Annotated in this window: 21 protein-coding genes; 10 read left to right on the forward strand and 11 right to left on the reverse strand. The window is 42.4% G+C overall.

The window, feature by feature from the left end; translation table 11 throughout:
• Positions 1-273 precede the first annotated feature (273 nt).
• On the reverse strand, positions 274-996 hold the full coding sequence (locus tag FFM84_RS02995) for an Abi family protein (protein ID WP_130843473.1): 723 nt from the start codon (positions 994-996) through the stop codon (positions 274-276).
• 118 nt (positions 997-1114) lie between these two features.
• Complete coding sequence (gene gap, locus FFM84_RS03000; RefSeq protein WP_130843472.1) at positions 1115-2143, reverse strand: type I glyceraldehyde-3-phosphate dehydrogenase; 1029 nt, start codon at positions 2141-2143, stop codon at positions 1115-1117.
• Between the two features lie 150 nt (positions 2144-2293).
• On the opposite strand from gap, the gene FFM84_RS03005 reads away from it, so the two are divergent.
• The 5 genes from FFM84_RS03005 to FFM84_RS03025 all read left to right on the forward strand — a co-directional run bounded on the left by FFM84_RS03005 (position 2294) and on the right by FFM84_RS03025 (position 6097).
• Positions 2294-3100: a helix-turn-helix domain-containing protein gene (locus tag FFM84_RS03005; RefSeq protein WP_130843471.1), complete on the forward strand. Its 807-nt coding sequence runs from the start codon at positions 2294-2296 to the stop codon at positions 3098-3100.
• Positions 3101-3102: 2 nt separating this feature from the next.
• A complete protein-coding gene (locus tag FFM84_RS03010; RefSeq protein ID WP_130843470.1) occupies positions 3103-3666 on the forward strand; it encodes a nucleotidyltransferase family protein in 564 nt (187 codons plus the stop codon).
• Between the two features lie 809 nt (positions 3667-4475).
• Entirely contained in the window at positions 4476-5324 is an 849-nt protein-coding gene (locus FFM84_RS03015; protein ID WP_130843469.1) for a phage integrase N-terminal SAM-like domain-containing protein, read from the forward strand.
• Positions 5325-5401: 77 nt separating this feature from the next.
• Positions 5402-5620, forward strand: coding sequence for a CsbD family protein (locus FFM84_RS03020; RefSeq protein WP_130843468.1), 219 nt, complete (start codon positions 5402-5404; stop codon positions 5618-5620).
• A 276-nt stretch (positions 5621-5896) separates the two neighbouring features.
• The gene (locus tag FFM84_RS03025) at positions 5897-6097 is read left to right on the forward strand and encodes a YozE family protein (protein WP_130843467.1); all 201 of its coding nucleotides are present in this window, start codon (positions 5897-5899) and stop codon (positions 6095-6097) included.
• Positions 6098-6145: 48 nt separating this feature from the next.
• On the opposite strand, the gene msrA is transcribed toward FFM84_RS03025, so the two are convergent.
• From msrA to parE, 6 genes are all read right to left on the reverse strand, one after another.
• A complete protein-coding gene (gene msrA, locus FFM84_RS03030) occupies positions 6146-6664 on the reverse strand; it encodes a peptide-methionine (S)-S-oxide reductase MsrA (protein ID WP_130843466.1) in 519 nt (172 codons plus the stop codon).
• A gap of 2 nt (positions 6665-6666) precedes the next feature.
• A complete protein-coding gene (gene msrB / locus FFM84_RS03035) occupies positions 6667-7104 on the reverse strand; it encodes a peptide-methionine (R)-S-oxide reductase MsrB (RefSeq protein ID WP_130843465.1) in 438 nt (145 codons plus the stop codon).
• 139 nt (positions 7105-7243) lie between these two features.
• Positions 7244-8173: a manganese-dependent inorganic pyrophosphatase gene (locus FFM84_RS03040; RefSeq protein ID WP_130843464.1), complete on the reverse strand. Its 930-nt coding sequence runs from the start codon at positions 8171-8173 to the stop codon at positions 7244-7246.
• Between the two features lie 22 nt (positions 8174-8195).
• The gene (locus FFM84_RS03045; protein ID WP_130843463.1) at positions 8196-9155 is read right to left on the reverse strand and encodes a LysR family transcriptional regulator; all 960 of its coding nucleotides are present in this window, start codon (positions 9153-9155) and stop codon (positions 8196-8198) included.
• 182 nt (positions 9156-9337) lie between these two features.
• On the reverse strand, positions 9338-11788 hold the full coding sequence (gene parC, locus FFM84_RS03050) for a DNA topoisomerase IV subunit A (RefSeq protein WP_130843462.1): 2451 nt from the start codon (positions 11786-11788) through the stop codon (positions 9338-9340).
• Positions 11789-11800: 12 nt separating this feature from the next.
• Positions 11801-13810: a DNA topoisomerase IV subunit B gene (parE, locus tag FFM84_RS03055; RefSeq protein ID WP_130843461.1), complete on the reverse strand. Its 2010-nt coding sequence runs from the start codon at positions 13808-13810 to the stop codon at positions 11801-11803.
• A gap of 392 nt (positions 13811-14202) precedes the next feature.
• Between parE and plsY the strand changes: the two genes are divergently transcribed.
• The 4 genes from plsY (at position 14203) to FFM84_RS03075 (ending at position 17900) form a co-directional block, all read left to right on the forward strand.
• The gene (gene plsY, locus FFM84_RS03060) at positions 14203-14817 is read left to right on the forward strand and encodes a glycerol-3-phosphate 1-O-acyltransferase PlsY (protein WP_130843460.1); all 615 of its coding nucleotides are present in this window, start codon (positions 14203-14205) and stop codon (positions 14815-14817) included.
• Between the two features lie 140 nt (positions 14818-14957).
• Positions 14958-16463 carry a phytoene desaturase family protein gene (locus tag FFM84_RS03065; protein WP_130843459.1) on the forward strand — a complete coding sequence of 502 codons (1506 nt, stop codon included), beginning with the start codon at positions 14958-14960 and terminating at the stop codon, positions 16461-16463.
• Positions 16435-17307, forward strand: coding sequence for a phytoene/squalene synthase family protein (locus FFM84_RS03070; RefSeq protein WP_130843458.1), 873 nt, complete (start codon positions 16435-16437; stop codon positions 17305-17307). Before FFM84_RS03065 ends, FFM84_RS03070 begins: the two co-directional genes overlap by 29 nt.
• Before the next feature lie 95 nt (positions 17308-17402).
• Positions 17403-17900: an LURP-one-related/scramblase family protein gene (locus tag FFM84_RS03075; RefSeq protein ID WP_130843457.1), complete on the forward strand. Its 498-nt coding sequence runs from the start codon at positions 17403-17405 to the stop codon at positions 17898-17900.
• 77 nt (positions 17901-17977) lie between these two features.
• Here FFM84_RS03075 and FFM84_RS03080 read toward each other — a convergent pair whose 3' ends face one another.
• On the reverse strand, positions 17978-18523 hold the full coding sequence (locus FFM84_RS03080; protein ID WP_130843456.1) for a helix-turn-helix domain-containing protein: 546 nt from the start codon (positions 18521-18523) through the stop codon (positions 17978-17980).
• A 169-nt stretch (positions 18524-18692) separates the two neighbouring features.
• Positions 18693-19070 carry a hypothetical protein gene (locus FFM84_RS03085; RefSeq protein ID WP_130843455.1) on the reverse strand — a complete coding sequence of 126 codons (378 nt, stop codon included), beginning with the start codon at positions 19068-19070 and terminating at the stop codon, positions 18693-18695.
• Positions 19071-19171: 101 nt separating this feature from the next.
• Here FFM84_RS03085 and FFM84_RS03090 point away from each other — a divergent pair, with 101 nt between their 5' ends.
• A complete protein-coding gene (locus tag FFM84_RS03090; RefSeq protein WP_130843454.1) occupies positions 19172-19687 on the forward strand; it encodes a hypothetical protein in 516 nt (171 codons plus the stop codon).
• 76 nt (positions 19688-19763) lie between these two features.
• On the opposite strand, the gene FFM84_RS03095 is transcribed toward FFM84_RS03090, so the two are convergent.
• Entirely contained in the window at positions 19764-20132 is a 369-nt protein-coding gene (locus tag FFM84_RS03095) for a DUF2000 family protein (protein ID WP_130843453.1), read from the reverse strand.
• Between the last annotated feature and the right edge of the window lie 3 nt (positions 20133-20135).

Consider the following 20135-nt stretch of genomic DNA (forward strand, 5'->3'; position numbering starts at 1 on the left):
CCCTTGACGGCACGACTATTTATAATGCTGATGGCACTAAAAACACCGATAGTCTTAATACCGGCATCATAACAAATATGCAATATCCAATTACCAATCTTATTTGTTACTTCAAAATATCATACCAGTTGTCAGGAAAGCCCCAGTCATGTAAACTAACATGGCTATAAGCTTGTTCATCAGCTTTAAGCTCATCAATACATGATTGATAATAATTTTGACTAAAACACAGCTTGCTTAAAATGTACAGTGCAGAAAAAACCGACTTGGTAGCTAAATTCGGACAAAACTCAAGGTCTTCCGATGAAAACTTAGGATAGGTAGCAAAAGATCTCTTAAATGTTCGACTATTATGTGCACAGCAATTTCGAACCAGTGTAAATAATGTAACCAATTTTCTAACCGCTTATTAGTGACACCACCATAAATGTTTCTGGAAAACGCTTTTTGATCAGCTGTCTTCATATCTGAAAAGAATTTGGATAAGGTTCCTAGAGAACACATTTCGAATGCTACCCAAATTGGAAATGTATTCTCATATGTGCCGCGATAGTGGCTAGCATATAACTCGTGACGGTTTTCTGCTTTTGCTTCATCATCAGTCATTTTATTCAGAAAACTACTTTGATATTCCGAAGCCCTAAAGAAATCTTCATCTAGGTAACAAAGAGGACCATACTTCAAAGCTAAAAAGCTACCTAGTCGTGATTTAACTTGTGCCTCAACTCGCACGATTAAACCCAACAGGCATAAATGTAATTTTTGATCCATAACATACGATTCATACACCTGGTCAAAGGTTATACCTGATGAAAAATGATCTTTTTGATCATAAAACGGGAAACAATATCCTTTTAGTTTAAAATAACCGATATTTTCAATTTTTTGGCGAACTTCAGTAGAATTTGTTATATCTAATCCCCGAGAAAAAAGAATATCTACTTGCTTTTCCACAGTCGTCGCAACACGATTATATTTTCCCATTATTTTCTCCATATACAAAAAAGTCCTCACTTGGGCCACATTGTTAAGAGGTGTGTGAGGTGCTGTTACAAGTATAATACTTCAGATAACTATTTATTTCAAGTATATCAACAGGATTTTTCTATTATCATTAACTCAGTTGTGCTAATTTAGTCAAAGTTCGAATTAACTGGCAAGTAAACCCGTATTCATTGTCATACCAAGCCACTGTTTTAACGAGTTGCTGATCACCGGCTGTTACAATTTCAGTCTGAGTCGGATCAAAAATTGACCCATAGGTTGTGCCAATAACATCGCTAGAAACCAACTGATCAGCATTATAACCATAAGAAACGTTATCTTTAGTTGCAGCTTGCATCACGGCATTAATCTGATCAGCGGTTACGGGTTGTTGCAAAATGGTTACTAATTCCGTTAAAGACCCTGATACGACACCAACTCGTTGTGCATGCCCTTGAAGTTTACCATTCAGGTGTGGGAGAACTAGTCCAATCGCTTTAGCCGCACCTGATGAATGGGGAATCGTATTTACTCCAGCAGCCCGAGCTGCTCGGAAGTTACCCCCACGAACTGGGCCATCTAATAGCATCTGAGTACTGGTATACGCATGAACTGTTGTCATAGTGCCGACCTGAATTCCAAAAGCCTGATCCAAATAATAGGCCATCGGTGCTAAACAATTAGTCGTACATGAACCGGCTGACACAATTTGGTCGCTGGCCTTTAAAGTTTGATCATTGACACCCATCACAATCGTCCGCACATCATTACCAGCAGGGGCTGAAATTAAGACCTTTTTAGCGCCCGCTGCTAAATGTGCTTGCGCTTTCGTCTGAGATGTATAAAAACCGGTACATTCTAAGACGATATCGACACCATTAGCCGCGACCCATGGTAAGTCGGCTGCTTGTGCTTTTGCATAGACTGGATACTGCTGACCATTAACCAAAATGGCATCGTCGGTTGCACTGACATCTGCGGCCAATGTACCGTGTGTTGAGTCATACTTCAATAAATGTGCTAATAAATTCGGGGCAGTTAAGTCGTTAATTGCAACCACCTCTAAATCGGTTTGTCCTTGTTGTTGCAAAGCCAATAACCGCCGAAAAGCTAACCGACCAATCCGTCCAAAACCGTTAATCCCAATTTTTACTGTCATGTTGAATTCCTCCTAAAATTAAATGGTATACTTGACTGACAATCATCATCTCTCTCAAGTACAACCTTATTATGCCAAGTGTGATGATTAGTAACCAGATCCAGATCATCCTAGGATAACTTATCCTAGTTAACAGAAAGCGGGGGAATCATGAACGAAAAAGTTGTGGGTCATTTTTTAGCTTATAAACGTTCATTGCTGACGCCAGCAACCTATGGATTACCAACAACTCATCGACGAGTAACTGGCTTACGACGTGATGAAGTCGCTGATTTAGCACACATTAGTAGTGATTGGTATACCAGGTTAGAGCAGGGACGACCAGGCGTTAAACCATCGGTCGACGTCTTACAAACGCTCAGCCAAGTTTTACAATTGACGTTAACTGAGGAACAGTACTTATTCAATCTAATTGGCGCCAAATTACCAGTTGATCATCAACAAACCATACAAGTACCAGAAAGTTTAGTTCAATTGATGCAACAACAACTGCCTAATCCAGCGGTCATTTTGGATCAACACTTAACCATCATCAATTGGAATACTAGCTATGCCGCCCTATATGGTGATTTAACTGGCAGGGGGGCGTTGACACGAAATCTTATTTGGCAAACGTTTAAGTCACCACTATTACAGACTTTAATGCCAGATTGGGGCACTTACGCTCAGCAACGTACCGCTCAATTTCGACAACTTTACAGTACGATGCCAACAGACGACACTTTATACCAAGTTTTTATGGCCATTCGCGATTTAGATCAGTTTCAGCAACCTTGGCAAAACCTAAAAACACAAGCTTTAACGCCGTTACCATTATTACTGAATCATCCACAAGTTGGGGCGTTATATTTGACCGAATTACCATTAAAAACCAGTTCTGATCATTATTTATTAGTTCAGTTAGCCAATGACCAGGCCACAGCCACCAAACTAAATCTTTTAAACGGAGTTGATTAACCATGTCTGATGACGCTTTAGTCCGTCAAATTATTTTAAACAATCCTGAATTGTGTCAATTGTTAAAAATCATCCAACAATTGAAGCTGCCTCAAGGCGCATTAGCGGCCGGTAGTTTACGGAACACGGTCTGGTCAATACTCAGTCAGCAGCCAGTCGTCTTTAAAAGTGATATTGATGTCGTTTTTTTTGATCCACAAAGTCCAGTTGAACGTGATTTAGAACTATATCAGCAACTGCAACAACAATATCCGCAATACCACTGGCAAGTGAAAAATGAGGTTTACATGCACCATTATAATTTTGCTAACCAGGCGCCATTTAAATCAGTTTCAGATGCCATTGGTCATTTTGTCGAAACACCAACGTGTATTGGTGCTTATTTAGATGGCGACAATGCGTTGCAGCTCATTGCACCACATGGCTTACATGATCTGACACATTGGATTTGTCGACCAGTGCCATATTTACGTGATGACGCGGATCATATGGCGGTATTTAAGCAACGCATCATGCAAAAGAATTGGCAGCAACAATATCCGCAGCTGATTGTTGAATTTAAATAACCAGATCAGTTAGTTTAGCGCCAATCCACAGCAATTAAAAATCATTATCAGGATTTTTAATTGCTAAATTTCTTTCTGACAAAAAATTCAAATTTCAAAATTCTGATTTAGTTTATTAATCTTTATTTAAAATCAAAAACATTGCTAAAACAACGGCATCATGCGTTAAAACCATTAAATGGCTGATTTAAACCGAGAGAAGTGGTCAACTTGAAGACTAGCTGTTTTTGTTTATATTCTAGTTTACATAATATATATTATACAAAGTAGAAGCTGAAACAAAAAGTAGTCCCCCACGACCTAATTCACGCTTTTTGGCATCTTTTTTGCTTAACTCGTTTGTGTTGAGTTTTGACTGTTGCTATTTTATGTTTGCATTTTTATTGTGGCAGTTTCTTGTTAGCCATTTTATATTTTTCAATTTTAGAATGACTTGTTTTAATTTTTTGATTTGAATTTAGATTTCAATCCATACGAATTTTAAGCAAGTATCAAGATTCCAATTCATAAATCAGCAAATTTCAATTATTGCTGTAAATTTGCTGATTGCCATTATCAAACATATTTTAAATCTCAGTTTGTAGTTTTGGCGGCTAGTTTTAATAACTGCTAAATCCTTTGTTGATCATGCTCATATATGGCTTTTTTGAATCCGTCATTTCAGGCTATTTAGACCATCAAGTACCCGTTTAAGTAACGAACTTGTTCTTAGAATGCGCCTGACAGCACCTCGTTTAATGGCTTGTTTTTGCTTATTTTTTTATTTTAAGTTAAAGTAAACATATACGAACCGAAAGGATGTGTCTCCGATGTCAACGCACTTTCCGTACGAAAAAAGCTTTATTAACCAGTTAACGATGGCTGACAAACATCCACAGACCATCGCACAATATCAACTAACACTAACTGACTTCTTTAACTATCAGCAGCACTTCAATGAGACGTTTGCAACTAGTGGCTTGTTAGCGGATCTTACCGAAAATGACATTAAGGTCTATCTAGCCATGCTAAAAAACCAGCGTGGCTATCAGCAATCCACAATCAATAAAAGTTTGTCGAACTTAACTGGTTATTTTAATTATCTCTTTGAACATCGAATTATCACGACATTACCAACATTTGGCGTTAAAGGCCAACCGTTAACCAGTGCGCAACAACTCAGCAACTGGCCAGAACAATTGGCGGACTGGTTAGCTAATGATGATTTGCACGTTTATACCCGTGCTTGTTTGCTGTTCACCAGTAAAGCTTATGAAGCTAGTGAAATGTTAGCACCAGATTTTTATCAGGACTTAGCCAAGCTTAATTTTTCCACTAGCGAACATATATTCTTGTCTAAATTCAAAGCCTATATTGAACCCTTACAAAGTCAATATCAAACCAAAGCGCTCTTCTTAAAAACACGTCGACGTGGCCCTGAACCACAGTTATCGCTCTCCGCGCTACACAAGTACTTAACTGGTGATAGTCAACGCTTAGGCGTGCCTCTAAAGCCAGTTGCCCTTTATCAGCAATATATCTTATGGTATTTACGACAACACCGGTTGGACGAACCCACGACAATTATGCAGACCTTGCGCCTGGATGCCACTAGTCTGGGTTACTATCAAAACTTATTGCGACGTCAGGATTTGCGGACGCTAAAAGCAAATCAGTAGCCAAGTTGCATATCAATTGCATTAGTTACGACTATCTGGCAAACTAAAGGTAATTCTTATCAAGGAGGTTATCTAATATGAGTTTAGACGACAAGTTAGACCGCACCAAGGATAAAGTTAGTGGTAAAGCCAAAGAAGTCGAAGGCAAAGTCACCGGTGATAAGGCTCGTGAAACTGAGGGCAAGACGGAAAACGCGATTGGTAAAGCTAAAGACAAATTAGCTGACGCCAAAGACTCTGTTAAGGGCGCCGTTGATGGGGTTAAGAAGAAATTAAAACAGCATGATGATCAATAAAAACAAGCGTTCCAGTTGGATTAAACCAGCCGGGACGCTTGTTTTAGTCAGCTATCCACTTCTAGATCTTCATGGATAGGTCAGAAATAAAGTCGCAAGCGGATATACCATCTAAAATGAATTTCTTTTGACGATTCGATGTATAATTTCAATTTTATGTCGGTTAGATAACAAGTTTACAACTGATTTTCATCTAAGTTAAGAAGCTGTAAATCGCTGTACATTAACCTTTTGAGCCGTTAGACTAATACTAACAACTCTTGAAAGGATGATCAGATGACTTTTTATCGCTGGCTTGAACCGTTTGTTAATCAACATGGTCCCTATTATCCGGCCGCGTGCTATGCGCATTCCGACTTCGACTTTCCGTTAACGAGTGATGTGCATGAACTATCTGACTACATCACCTACTTAAATATTCGTGACACCATTAAACAATCATTTTACTCGGCACTTGATGCTTATCAAGCTGCCTAGATAAGCAAAAAGGTCGACCCAAATTTCGGGTCGACCTTTATTTTTTAACTATTTATCTGACCAGTGTTGCTTAATAAAGCTAGTTCGGCCGCCCATTTCTTCAATCTGATACCGAAATGGATTGCGCCGGTAAAAGTCTTGATGTTCCAGTTCAGCCGAATAAAATGGTTGGACTGGTTCAATCTGGGTCACGATTGGTTGATCAAACTTTTCACTGGCCGCTAATGCCGCTTTAGACGCTTCCGCAATTTTACGTTGTTCAGGACCATCAACAAAAATTACTGGTCGATAGCTATCACCACGATCTTGAAACTGGCCCATTGCATCAGTCGGATCAGTTTGGCGCCAATAAATATCAACTAAAGTGGCATAATCAATCACCGCTGGATCGTACGTAATTTCAACGGCTTCGGTATGACCGGTCGTATGACTGGCCACTTGTTCATAAGTCGGATTTGGTACCGTACCACCGGTATAGCCAGAAATAACCTTTTGAATACCCGGCAAGCTATCGAATGGTTTCACCATACACCAGAAACAGCCACCGGCAAAAATCGCTGTTGCCATTGTTAGCCCTTCTTTTTAAACAGGCTGAGATAATCACCATAGCCCGCTGACTTCAAATTCGCGACTGGAATAAATTTCAATGCGGCCGAATTAATACAGTAGCGCAAGCCTCCTTGGGCCATTGGACCATCAGTAAAGACATGCCCTAAATGTGATTTAGCTTCCTGACTACGGACTTCCGTGCGCGCCATACCAAATGAATCATCATAATGTTGTTTGATGTGACTTTTATCGATCGGCTTAGTAAATGACGGCCAACCACACCCGGCATCATATTTATCGGTTGAACTGAATAAAGGCTCGCCACTCACAACGTCCACATAGATGCCGGTTTGATAAAAGTCATCATACTCGCCACTAAACGGTCTTTCTGTGGCCGCTTCTTGGGTCACCGCATACTGTTCTGGCGTTAATTTTTGACGTAAATCCTTTGATTTCATCTCATCAATCCCTTTCTATCCGAACCAAATTAAGTTGTGCCCTAGCTAGTTACATTATTATCATACAACAATTTAAATTGTGTGCAACTGATCTGCTTATAAAAAAAGCACCCCACATTGGGATGCTTCATCATGATGCTTAAGCGTTAAAAGCGTCAGTCAATGGTGGTACAACTTGCTTCTTACGTGAAACAACGCCTGGTAAGCTAATCCGATTGTTTTCAATCTTCTTACCAAAGGCTGCTTCAACGGGTGCAGTTGGGGCACCAACAACTAACAATTCAGAGTTACTATCTAAAATGTTAGTAGCTAAGATTAAGAACAAGTCATAACCGTTAGCGTCATTTTCAGCTTTAGCAGCAGCTTCGAAAGCGGCTTGACGATCAAAGACTTCAGCCAAGTCAACCGTGTTAACTTGAGCGACGCGAACCGTTGACCCATTAAGGTTAAATGATTTTGCGTCAGCTTCGATTAATTCAGTTTCAGTCTTACTTGCTAAGTTAGTCCCTGCCTTAAGCATGTCCAAACCATAAGCTTCGTAATCAGTCCCACTGATCTTAGCTAAGTCTTTAACAACATCAACATCAGTTTGCGTTGTGGTTGGTGATTTCAACAATAACGTATCTGAGATGATTGCTGATAACATTAAACCGGCTAATTTAGCTGGAATTTCAACGTTATTTTCTTTGAACATCTTGTAAATAACGGTACTGCAGCAGCCAAGTGGTTCTGCCCGGTAGAACAATGGTTGAGCGGTGTTAAAGTTTGCAATCCGGTGATGGTCAACCACATGAGTAACCGTCACGTCAGCAATATCGCTAACACTTTGTTGTGGTTCGTTATGGTCAACTAACATCACGTCTTCAACTTCAGCTGATGCTTTTTCAATGATCCGTGGAGCTGGTTCATCGAAATGATCTAAAACGAATTTAGTTTCTTCATTAGGTTCGCCCAAAGCGACCGCTTCAGTGTCACGACCTAACTTATTTTCTAAATATGAAAGGGCCTTGGCAGCCACAATAGCATCGGTATCTGGACTTTGATGACCGAAAATTAATTCCTTACTCATTATCAAATAGCTCCTTTAATAACTAATTTTGATTAATTTTTTGTAACCGTGAGATATAATCCTCAGTACGAAGATAATTATCAAATTCGTCCAGGAAGTTCTTAATCCGTGGAATTTGGTCCTTATCTTTCCGGAAGACGAAGTTCAAATCAAACTTAATCGCAGGTTCAAAGGAAACCGTGTTCAAGTCATCATTAGCTGGATTTGCGACCATAAATGAATTAGGTAAGGCAGTATTCGTCCCTGTTGCAGCCACAAAACGGTAAATTTGTTGTGGTGTCGTAAAGCGCGCAACCGCTGTTGGTAAATCAGCTAATTGATTCTTGTAAGATTCTTTGATCACTTGATCCAAGTAGTAGTTTTCAGGATACATGACCCATGGTTCGCTGATCGTATCCTTAAACTTGATCCGCTTCTTCTTCGCTTGCTTAGGATCGCTAGTAATAAACAGCAATTCATCTTGAATAATCTTCTTCGATTGATATGGCTTCCAGTTCTTGATGCTTTCGTCTGGTAAATACATCACCGCTAAATCAATCCGGTTATTTTCTAACCGTTCCCAAATTTCTTTCCGAGTTAACATGTGGAATGAAATTTGAACATTAGGGTTCGCTTCATAATACTTAATGGCGAAATCTTCAAAGACATGATCTTCAATTGAAGCCAAGATCCCGATGTTAATGGACCCTTGAGTGGCACTAGTCGTTTGTTGAATTTCGTCAGTCGCCTTGTTTAAGACGTTATAAATACTATGGGTCGCATTTAACATCGTGTAACCGGCATCGGATAACCGAAGTTTTTTACCAACTGAATAGAATAAAGGTGCGCCCACCGTGCGTTCCAACTTTTTAATTTGTTGGGTTAATGCAGGTTGGGTAATCCCTAAGATTTGTGCTGCTTGCGTATAATTCATCGTTTCAGCAAGTTGCAAGAAATACGTTAAGGTTTTTGATGAAAAAATACTTTCTTGTGTTGTTTTCATATCGTTACCTGTTCCTTTCGTCTTATAGCCTTCTTATGATATCTATAATATTATACAAAACTGACGACGAAAGCAAGTAATCATTATCGGTAAATAAACCTTAACTAATTATTAAACAACTGCTAACCATAAATTCAGTGTAAGCTAATGTTCAGCCGCATGCAAGGTCAGTTAATGATTTCTTAAACGGTTAACGGGATTGGGTGGGGTTGCATGGCAACTGGTACCCCTTCTGAATCCGTATCTAAAACAAATGACCCATTGGAATAACGGGCACTGACTGGATGATCATCGCTTAAAATAGAGTGATGTTTGCCACGATCAGTTAAGACCTCTAAGGCTACGCCAACGCGACCGGCGGCAATTAACGTAAAGTCTGCAATCCGATGAGGGTTACTCTTGAGTTCACGTAAGACTTGAACCCCACGACGCGCACGGCTCGTCAATGGAATATCAGCAACTTTCATCTTCTTAAATGACCCACGTTGGGTGATCATCGCTAATAGATCAGCATCGGCTGCCACGGCTGCCCGAACAATTAAGTCATCGCGTAAGTCCATCGATTTGACACCGACAGCCTTTGCCCCAATCGTTGGCACTTCACTAAGGTCATAACGTAAGCCATAGCCATGTTGCGTTAGTAAGACCAAACTACCTTCAGGAACGGTTTCAAAGTATTTGACCGTCACTACTTCAGAGTCGGCGCCTTTAAGCTTAATGAATTGACTAGCCCGCGTCTTATAAGTCCGACCGGGGGTATAGTCCGCAAATTCAGTTTGCTTGATGTAACCATCGTTGGTCGCAACTAGGAACTTACCGCTAGTCTTCAACGTTGGGAAGCTGTAAACCCATGTGATCCGCTCATCAGCTGCTAAACCAATCGTTTGTGAGATATGTTCGCCGGTATCTTTCCATTTGGCATCTGAGATCTCATAAACTGGCCGATAGATTAAATGTCCTTTATTCGTAAACATCATCAAATGGTCCAGCGTACTATTCTTCGCCAAGTAAATTGGAAAGTCTTCGTCCTTTAAGCCATTGTCATCCGCATCAGAAGCAGTATATGACCGCAAGCTGGTCCGTTTGATATAACCATCATGACTAATCATGACGACAACGTCTTCTTGTGGCACAACATCTTCCGTCTTAATCTTAATTTCTTGAATTTCAGATTGAATTTCAGTCATTCGTTGACTTGGATAAGCTTTTTGAATGGCCTTTAATTCTCGGCGTAAGACTTTATCCAATTCCTTAGAATTTTCCAAAATTGCATGATAACTTGCAATGGCTTTAGCCAATTCAGCGGCTTCCTTTTCCAATTGGGTAACATCGGTGTTGGTTAACCGATACAACTGCATCGTCACAATCGCTTCGGCTTGTAACTCGCTAAAGTCAAATTGGCTGACTAAGTTGTTCTTAGCATCCTTTTTGTCTTTACTGCCCCGAATCGTCTTGATCACTTGATCCAGAATCGACATCGCTTTGATTAACCCTTCAACGATATGTTGCCGATCAGCGGCTTTTTGCAAGTTAAATTGGGTCCGGCGCGTAATGACTTCGCGTTGATGTTCCAAGTAAGCTGACAAAATCGTCTTTAAACCGACGTGTTCTGGCCGTTGGTGATAAATAGCCACCATGTTGAAATTATAGGTGATTTGCAAATCGGTATTCTTAAACAAGTAGTTTAAGATGCCTTCTGCATTCACATCCCGTTTTAATTCCACGACAATGGATAACCCTTTACGGTCACTTTCATCCCGGACTTCAGCAATCCCTTCGATCTTCTTCATGATCCGGATTTCGTCCATCTTCTTAACCAGTTGAGCTTTGTTCACTTCATAAGGAATCTCTGAAATCTCAATTTGCGATTTATTCCCTTTTAATGGCACAATTTCAGTTCGTGACCGAACCACAATCCGACCACGACCCGTTTCATAGGCTTTCTTAATGCCGTCAAGCCCTTGAATAATCCCACCAGTTGGGAAATCAGGGCCTTTGACAAAGTCCATCAGATCGTTTAATTCAGCCTTAGGATGATTCATTAAGTAGAGGACCGCATCGATGACTTCACCCAAATTATGCGGTGGAATTTCGGTCGCATAACCAGCCGAGATCCCGGTGGCCCCGTTAACGAGTAAGTTAGGGAAACGCGCGGGTAAGACCGTTGGTTCATATTCGGTATCATCAAAGTTTAAGACCATGTCAACAGTCTTCTTATCAATGTCCGATAACATTTCCCCAGCAATCTTGCTCAACCGTGCTTCGGTATACCGCATGGCTGCCGCTGGATCACCATCCATTGACCCGTTATTCCCATGCATTTCAATCAGTGGTTCGCGAAGCTTCCAATCTTGACTTAACCGGACCATCGCTTCATAAATCGACGAGTCCCCATGGGGATGAAAATTCCCCATGACGTTCCCGACGGACTTCGCAGACTTCCGGAAAGCTTTATCAAACGTATTGCCGTCTTGATTCATCGCATACAAGATTCGCCGTTGCACCGGCTTTAAACCATCCCGAATATCCGGCAAGGCCCGTTCTTGAATAATGTATTTTGAATAGCGACCAAAGCGATCGCCCATGACGTCTTCGAGCGTTAATTCTTGAATCTTTGGTTGTTCAACTGCCATTGTGCGACCTCCTTAATCTTGTTTGAGTTGTTGAGCAAGTTCAGCATCGACTTGTTCATGTGCTGAGCTAACTGCTTCGTTATCTAAGATTGACCCATCTTCATCCAAACTAAATTGAACGTTGTTTTCAATCCATTTACGACGTGGTTCAACCTTATCACCCATTAACGTGGTGACCCGTTTTTCCGCTAAAGCTGCATCATCGATTCGAACCCGAACTAAAGTCCGCTTTTCAGGGTCCATTGTGGTTTCCCACAACTGTTCGGCGTTCATTTCACCAAGACCCTTGTACCGTTGTAAGGCATAGCCTTTACCAAAGGTCTTCGTCCGTAAGGCGAGTTCTTCATCGGTCCAAGCATATTCCGTCCGCATTTGTTTGTTTTGCTTCTTCTGTAACCGGTATAACGGTGGTAGGGCGATATAAATCTTCCCCGCATCGATCATTGGCCGCATGTATTTATAGAAGAAGGTTAACAATAGAATCTGAATATGGGCCCCATCGGTATCGGCATCGGTCATGATAATGACCTTGTCGTAGTTGCTGGCCTTAATATCAAATTCAGTTCCGACACCGGCACCAATCGTATAGATCATCGTGTTGATTTCTTCATTCTTGACGATATCTTGTAGTTTCGCCTTTTCAGTGTTTAAGACTTTCCCACGTAAAGGTAAGATGGCTTGGAACTTCCGATCACGTCCTTGTTTAGCGGAACCACCGGCCGAATCCCCTTCGACTAAGAAGAGTTCGTTACGCTTAGCATTCTTCGATTGAGCGGGGGTTAACTTACCCGATAACAAGCGTTCTTGTTTATGGCGTTTCTTCCCGTTTCGACTTTCATTACGAGCCTTACGAGCAGCTTCACGCGCTTCACGAGCCTTAGTTGATTTTCGAATCAGCATTTGCGCAAACTCACCATTTTCCATTAAGAAGAATTGGAGTTGTTCGCTGACAACGTTGTCCACAATCGTTCGAGCTTCCGGTGTGCCCAATTTTTCTTTGGTTTGGCCTTCAAATTGCAACAAATTTTCAGGAATCCGCAAGGAAATGACGGCAGATAAGCCTTCACGTACATCGGAACCTTCTAAGTTTTTATCTTTTTCTTTTAATAAGCCAATCTTGCGGGCATATTCGTTGAACGCTTTCGTCCATGCACTCCGGAATCCTGCTTCATGCGTCCCACCATCGGGCGTCCGCACGTTGTTGACAAATGAGAGTAAGTTTTCGGAATAGCCGTCATTGTATTGCGCGGCCACTTCAACTTCAACCCCGTCTTTGGTGCCATCAAAGGACATGACGTCACCTAACGTGTCTTTATCTTCATTTAAATAGGTGACGAATTCTTTGATGCCGTCTTCATAATGGAAGATTTCTTCTTGTTCTTGCCCCGCACGTTCATCGGTTAAGGTAATCTTAACGCCCTTCAGTAAGAACGCAGATTCCCGCAACCGTTCGGCTAACGTTTGAAAATTATAAACAGTTGTCGTAAAGATGCTGGCATCGGGCTTAAACGTCATCGTCGTTCCAGTTGGCTTGTTGGTTTTCCCTTTTTTCTCTAACGTGCCGACCGGTTGACCGCCATTTTTGAACTTTTCTTGGTAGCGATAACCATCACGAATAATCGTCACGGTCAATTCCGTAGACAAGGCGTTAACGACACTGGCACCGACCCCATGGAGGCCCCCAGACGTTTTATAGCCACCTTGGCCGAACTTCCCACCGGCATGTAAGACCGTTAAGATCACTTCGGGTGTTGGAATTCCAGACGCATGCATTCCGACTGGCATCCCACGGCCATGATCGACAACGGTAATACTATTATCCGCGTGAATCACGACATTGATTTCTTTCCCATAACCGGCTAAAGCTTCATCAACCGCGTTATCGACAATTTCATAAACTAAATGATGTAATCCGCGGGTATCGGTCGACCCGATATACATCCCGGGCCGTTTACGAACGGCTTCCAAGCCTTGTAACACTTGGATGGATGAATCATCATATTTTGGTGTATTTTTGGCCATTCATATTGCTCCTTTGACTGACGCCTTAACGAAGGTTTCCAGTAACCAACCCAAGTAAGGCGCTTTCTTTTCGCTGATACCGCGACTCGTTAAAACCGCGCAGATTAAATTATAGCACAGCTTTTTTAATTTCAACGGCTTTTTCATACTTTTAATGCTTATCAGGCGAGTTTTAAGCCAATTTTATCAGACAATCTTCATAACTTTAGCGTACTCGCTGCTAAAAATCATGTGTTATGGTAAATCAACTTAAAAAATGTCCCTTTTCGACACTACGAATGTATGTTCGTTTAATTGTAAACAACGCCGCCCTAAATTGTCAAACTTTTTTCTTCACCCTACGGCTAACTATGCTAAAATATGGATTGACGCTATTTCAGGAGGAACCAACCGTGAAAATATTAATGATGTTGGTCATCGCCTACTTACTCGGCTCAATCCCTTCCGGCGTGATTATCGGGAAACTCTTTTTCCATACCGATATTCGTGACGCCGGCAGTGGTAATATTGGGACAACCAATACGTACCGAGTGCTAGGTCCCACGGCCGGAACGGTCGTCATGGCGATGGATATTTTAAAAGGGACGTTAGCTGCCGCCCAACCGGCACTATTACATTTACCCGTTAACGCCTTACTTATTGGATTGGCCGCTATTTTAGGCCATACGTTCTCGATCTTCATTGGCTTCAAAGGTGGCAAGGCCGTCGCAACCAGTGCCGGTATTCTGCTGGCTTACAACTGGCACTTCTTCTTAATTGCCAGTGCGATTATGTTCAGTCTGGTTTATATCACTAGCATGGTCAGTGTCGCTAGTATGGCGTCACTTAGCATCGTCAGCTTGATTGCGATCTTTTATTACCAAGATTGGATCTTATCGGTCATTGCGGTGATCTTAACGATCTTTATCTTTTACCGTCACAAAGCAAATATTGCCCGGATCAAAGCCGGAACCGAATCAATGGTTCACTTTGGCATCGGGTGGCATCGCCGTCAAAAGCGCGCCTAAACATTGAAGTCACCGTTAATAACGGTGGCTTTTTTTGCTACGCATTAATCGTTAAAATTGACGTTCACAGCGTTTTCCGGCAAAATATATAAGTAACAGATTACCGTTTTTATTATTATTTTGTTAAAGGAGGGCTAACGATGCGTAAAAAAGTCACGATTATTGGTGCCGGGATCGGCGGGTTAAGCGCGGCCGTTCGTCTACAAAAATTAGGCTATGCCGTCACCATCTATGAACAAGCCGCTAAGCCCGGTGGCAAGATGAACCAGATTAAGTCGCAAGGGTTTACCTTTGACGTTGGCCCTACCATCGTGATGATGAAAGCCGTCTACGAAGAGCTCTTCGAGTTTTGTGGTGTTGATCCTAAAGATTACGTGCCGTTTGAGCCGGTCGAACCAATGATGCAACTGGTCTTTGGTGATCAGACATCGATGGCGTTGTCACGTGACCTCCCCACCTTAATCCAAGAAATCGAACGCATCGCCCCGGAAGACGTCCCAGGATTTTTAGGCTTCTTGGGCGATATCTATCAACGATATGCCATCGCCAAACCAAACTTTTTAGAACAAAGCTTTCGGCAGTGGTCAGATTTCTATAATCGACGGTCATTACTAGCCGGCTTACGCCTTAAAACCTTTAGCAATGCTTACAAAAACTTGAGTCAATTCATCACCAATGAGCACTTGCGCCAAGCCTTAGCCTTTCAAACCCTCTACATCGGCATTTCACCGTACCAAGGGCCATCGCTATACAATATGATCCCGATGATCGAACTCTTCTACGGGGTTTACTTCTTAAAAGGTGGTATGTATACCGTAGTTCAGAGCCTGGTTCGGTTATTCGAAGAACTCGGTGGCACTATTCATTTAAACCGCCCCGTTACGAAGATCTTAATTCGTGATCGCCAAGCATATGGCGTGCAACTCGGTAATCAAGTTGTTCTCAGTGATTACGTCATCGGCAACGTGGATTTCCCAACCGCCATGACAACCCTATTACCCGAATCACAACGTGGAAAATACACCGATCGCCACTTGGCCCGCGCCAAGTATTCTTGTTCATGCTTCATTCTCTACTTAGGGCTCGACCGAACTTACCCGGACCAAGCACTACACACGATTCACTTAGCTACCGATTTCCAACGTAACGTCGACGAACTCTTCCAAACGGGGACGTTACCAGGTGATCCGTCTTATTACCTCTACCGACCACGCAAGATGGACCCCAGTTTAGCGCCCATGGGCCACGATGCGTTATACGTCTTAGTCCCAGTACCTGAATTATCAAAGTTCGATGACTGGTCACCTGAGACCATTGCGGATTACCGCGACCTGATCTTAGACAAAATTAGCCAACAACCAGGCTTTCACGACCTAGCCGACCACATTATCTTTGAACGCCATTTCACACCACAAGATTTTAAAACTGAATTTGGGGCGTACAATGGCGCGACGTTTGGCTTACGACCAACTTTAGGCCAAAGCAACTATTACCGCCCGCAACCAAAGTTTCCATATGCCGAGAACCTCTACTTCTGTGGCAGTAGCATCCATCCCGGTGCCGGCGTACCGATTGTCATGCAGAGTGCCAAATTAGCCGTAAAGGAGCTGTTGAAAGATGACCACGCTAAATCCAACCTTATTTGAAACTAATCGTGCCGCCTTTGAAATTTGCGCCGCAATCACGAAACGCGCGTCACAGTCGTTTTACACGGCCTTCTCACATTTACCCCGCCACCGTGCTTGGAGTATCTATGCCGTGTATGCCTTTTGCCGGACCGCCGATGACTTAATCGATGTGCATCACGATCTCGCGGGTCTCGAACAGCTTCAACAAGAGTTAGTGGCCTTTACGACTGGTGAGGTTCCCGCTAAACCAATGTGGGAAGCTTTAGCCGTAGTCTTTGCCACCTATGATATGGATCACACGGCCTTCTTCGACATGCTACAAGGTCAACGCCAGGATGCGACCTTCACGCAACCGACAACGTCAGCCGCGTTAACGGACTATCGTTATTACGTTGCCGGGTCGGTTGGCCTGATGATCTTACCGATTCTCTCCAGCCAGCATCGCCAAATCCGTCAATCAGCGATTGCGTTAGGTAGTGCGATGCAGCTCACTAACATCTTACGCGACGTTGGTGAAGACTATCAGCAAGGTCGTATCTATTTACCGAAGTCACAGTTAATCGCTCACGGGGTGACCAACGCTGACTTTGAAACCGTCACCCCCAGTGATCACTTCATCGCCCTGTGGGAAGCGACCGCTAAAGTCGCAGAGCAAGATTACCAACAAGGGTTGACCATGTTGCCACTCATTGACGATGCCGCCCGACCAGCGTTAATGGCCGCGACTTACTTATACCGCGAAATCTTAACCGTTGCCCGTGAGCAAGGTTACGCCGTCTTAACACAACGCACAGTCGTTCCAAAATTGCGGCAAGCACAAGTTTTACGACAAGTTCAACGCGCCTTGAAACAACGCGCTTAAAACTGACTTAGCGATTCGCTGCGATGGTGAATCGCTTTTTATTACGTCGCCGTTAACCTATAATAAAAGGTAATCACATCTAGGGGGAATGTTCGATGCGTCAACTCTATATTAATCAGAAGATCTTTTCGTTGCGCGATAAATTTGCGGTCATCGATGCCGCCCAGCAACCGGTCTATCAAGTCGTCGGGAGCTTATTTAAAATTCCCAAACACTTTGATATTTTAGATCAACATGAAAAAGTCGTGGCGACGGTCACTAATCAACCGTTTACGTGGTTGCCAAAGCTGCAAGTAACGATTAACGGCCGGCAAGCCGCGACAATAAAAAAGCAATTTACGTTATTTAAACCACGTTATAACATCGACGCGTTAGGCATGACCATTACCGGGGACTTTTGGGATATGAACTTTGACGTTCGCCAAGGAAACCATGTCGTGGGAACGGTCGCTAAAAAATGGCTGAGCTTTGGTGATCAATATGAACTAACCATCAACGACTATGACAGCGAATTACTATTAGTCGGCTTGGTCATTGCGATTGACTATGTTAAGCAACAAGAACAAGCTGCCGCTAGTAATTCCAATACTTAATCCCACTACAAAAAGGTTCAACACTCACATGACGGCGGCCGTGTGAGTGTTGAACTTTCGCTTTTTCATCAAAGAAATTAACCTCGATACTGAGTTAACGTTTGCCCCGTCCAGCGTTTAAAGGCGCGCGTAAATGAACTAACTTCCGTATACCCAACCAGATAGGCAATTTCGGTAGTCGTCAATTGTGGATTCTTAGCAAACTCAATTGCCATCTTTTGTTGAACTAGTTGTGTCTCCACTTTAAAAGTCGTCTGTCCGTTTGCTAAATAGCGCTGCAGTGTCCGTACACTAACACCTAGCCGACTCGCAATTGTGTCAATTGAATAGTCACCCGCCGCAATAGCGCGATACAATATTTGCCGCATCGACTGGATAAATGACTGATCATCGGTAATACTGGCAAGTTGGCGTTTAAATTCCGGTTCTAAATAGTGCCACATTGAATTGTTTTGTGTCAAAAATGGTTGTTCTAAGTCGCCACGTTTAAATACAAGCGCGTTATTGCTTGTTGATGTCGCCCTAACGCCCAAGACTTGTTCAATCGAGTGACCATATGCATACGGACCTGCCACCCGGCTTGGCACAATCGGGTTGCCAGTCCCCATCCGAATAATACTCAAAATGATCAACTGCTCATTAAGCAATGCAAACCGCGATAATGTTTGCTGATGAAAATTATTTTACGGTGAAATCGACTAAAATCATATGACAATTTGTGCCAAGTGATATGCAATACGCGCCATCAGTTATGGTAAAACAGACCTGCCAAAATGACAGGTCTGTTTAGTCTTAATATCGCTTAATTTTTGAGATACTGTATTGATCATATAGGCCTAAAAAGCCAACTCGATGATGGACTAATTTGACGGTAATACTGACATTTTTCTTGTTCAATATCCTAAACATGACGTTATCACCTAGTTCAAGTTCTTTCATATTAGCAACAAAATCAACGCCACCACTTTGTTTTAGTTGCGTTAACAACTTAGTATCTGACCCCGTCCAGCGTTTTAGTGTGGCCCAATGCTTGTTTTTGATCTCACGATTAATGGTTTGGCTCGCATAAGTATTAGCGGTCGGTATTCGACCATGTTGAAGCCAGCCAGATAAGCCTAATCCTAATATCACAACTGTTCCTAAAAATAAGACCCATGTCCGACCTTTCACGTCTTTTTCCCACTTTCAATTCGCGCTAGCCGCTTAATACACCTTGTTAACAGTTAGCTGTTTGTTTATAATAAACTTATTATATCAGTCAGGAGTTCATCATGCCAATCAGTTTTGTTAATGTTATTGCCCACTACTTATATGGCTTTGATCCTGAAATCACTCAAGGACAAGTCGTTGAAATTCAGCGAAGCCAACAAAGATTATCACTATATTTGGATCTTTACCTAAGCCTTAGCCTCTTGGTCGCCCTGATCACGGCTATCTGGTTCCATAAGGGGACTTGGTTAATCTTAGGTCTCGCAGTTATCATGACCATTGTTTTCGTTGGCCGTTGGGTCGTCAGCCTCATTAGGGATTTGACGCCCGCAACACCGATTAAACGTACTTGGCGCTATACATTGCGGCGACTACTGTGTAGCACTATTTTTATTTTTTTGATCTCGCCATTCGTCTACACTATTTTCGACATCGGCTGGCGTAACCAAGACTTTTGGCCAAGTATTTTCGATAATCTTGATCGATCCATACTCGTCGCTATCGTCTGGATTTTTCTTAATCTGTTGACTAGCTTACGACACGCTTTCAAAAAGAGAGCCACGAAAAGAGCCAATTAATTATTAACCTTACAACTAAAAATCGCGTGTGCCTATGAACTCTATTAGAGTCGTTAGGCACACGCGATTTTAGTTACTACGATAAAATGCTGAACTTCTTTGTTAATTGACGAATTACCGACTCTTCACCCGTCATAATTAAGCCAACAGGTTTTAAAGTCGCTAGGTCGTTGTCACTAACGATCTCGGCATATTCTTCAAAGCGATTGCTTAACGATTGCCCTTTCGCTGTAAAGACTAAGCTTTCAACCGTATCATCGGCACTTAACTTCATCGCCAAATTGGTAATTTGTCCAAAACCGGCTTTCAAAACTACCGTACTATTCTTAATCCCGGCATGTCGCACGCCATCTTGATCTAACACAGGTTTGTCCGCAAACAAATCTGGATTAAGTTGAGCAAGTTGTCCCATTAAAATTGCGGCCATGTTACCGACAACTAGCATTGA

It is taken from the genome of Lactiplantibacillus mudanjiangensis (assembly GCF_005405385.1).
Lineage (GTDB): Bacteria > Bacillota > Bacilli > Lactobacillales > Lactobacillaceae > Lactiplantibacillus > Lactiplantibacillus mudanjiangensis.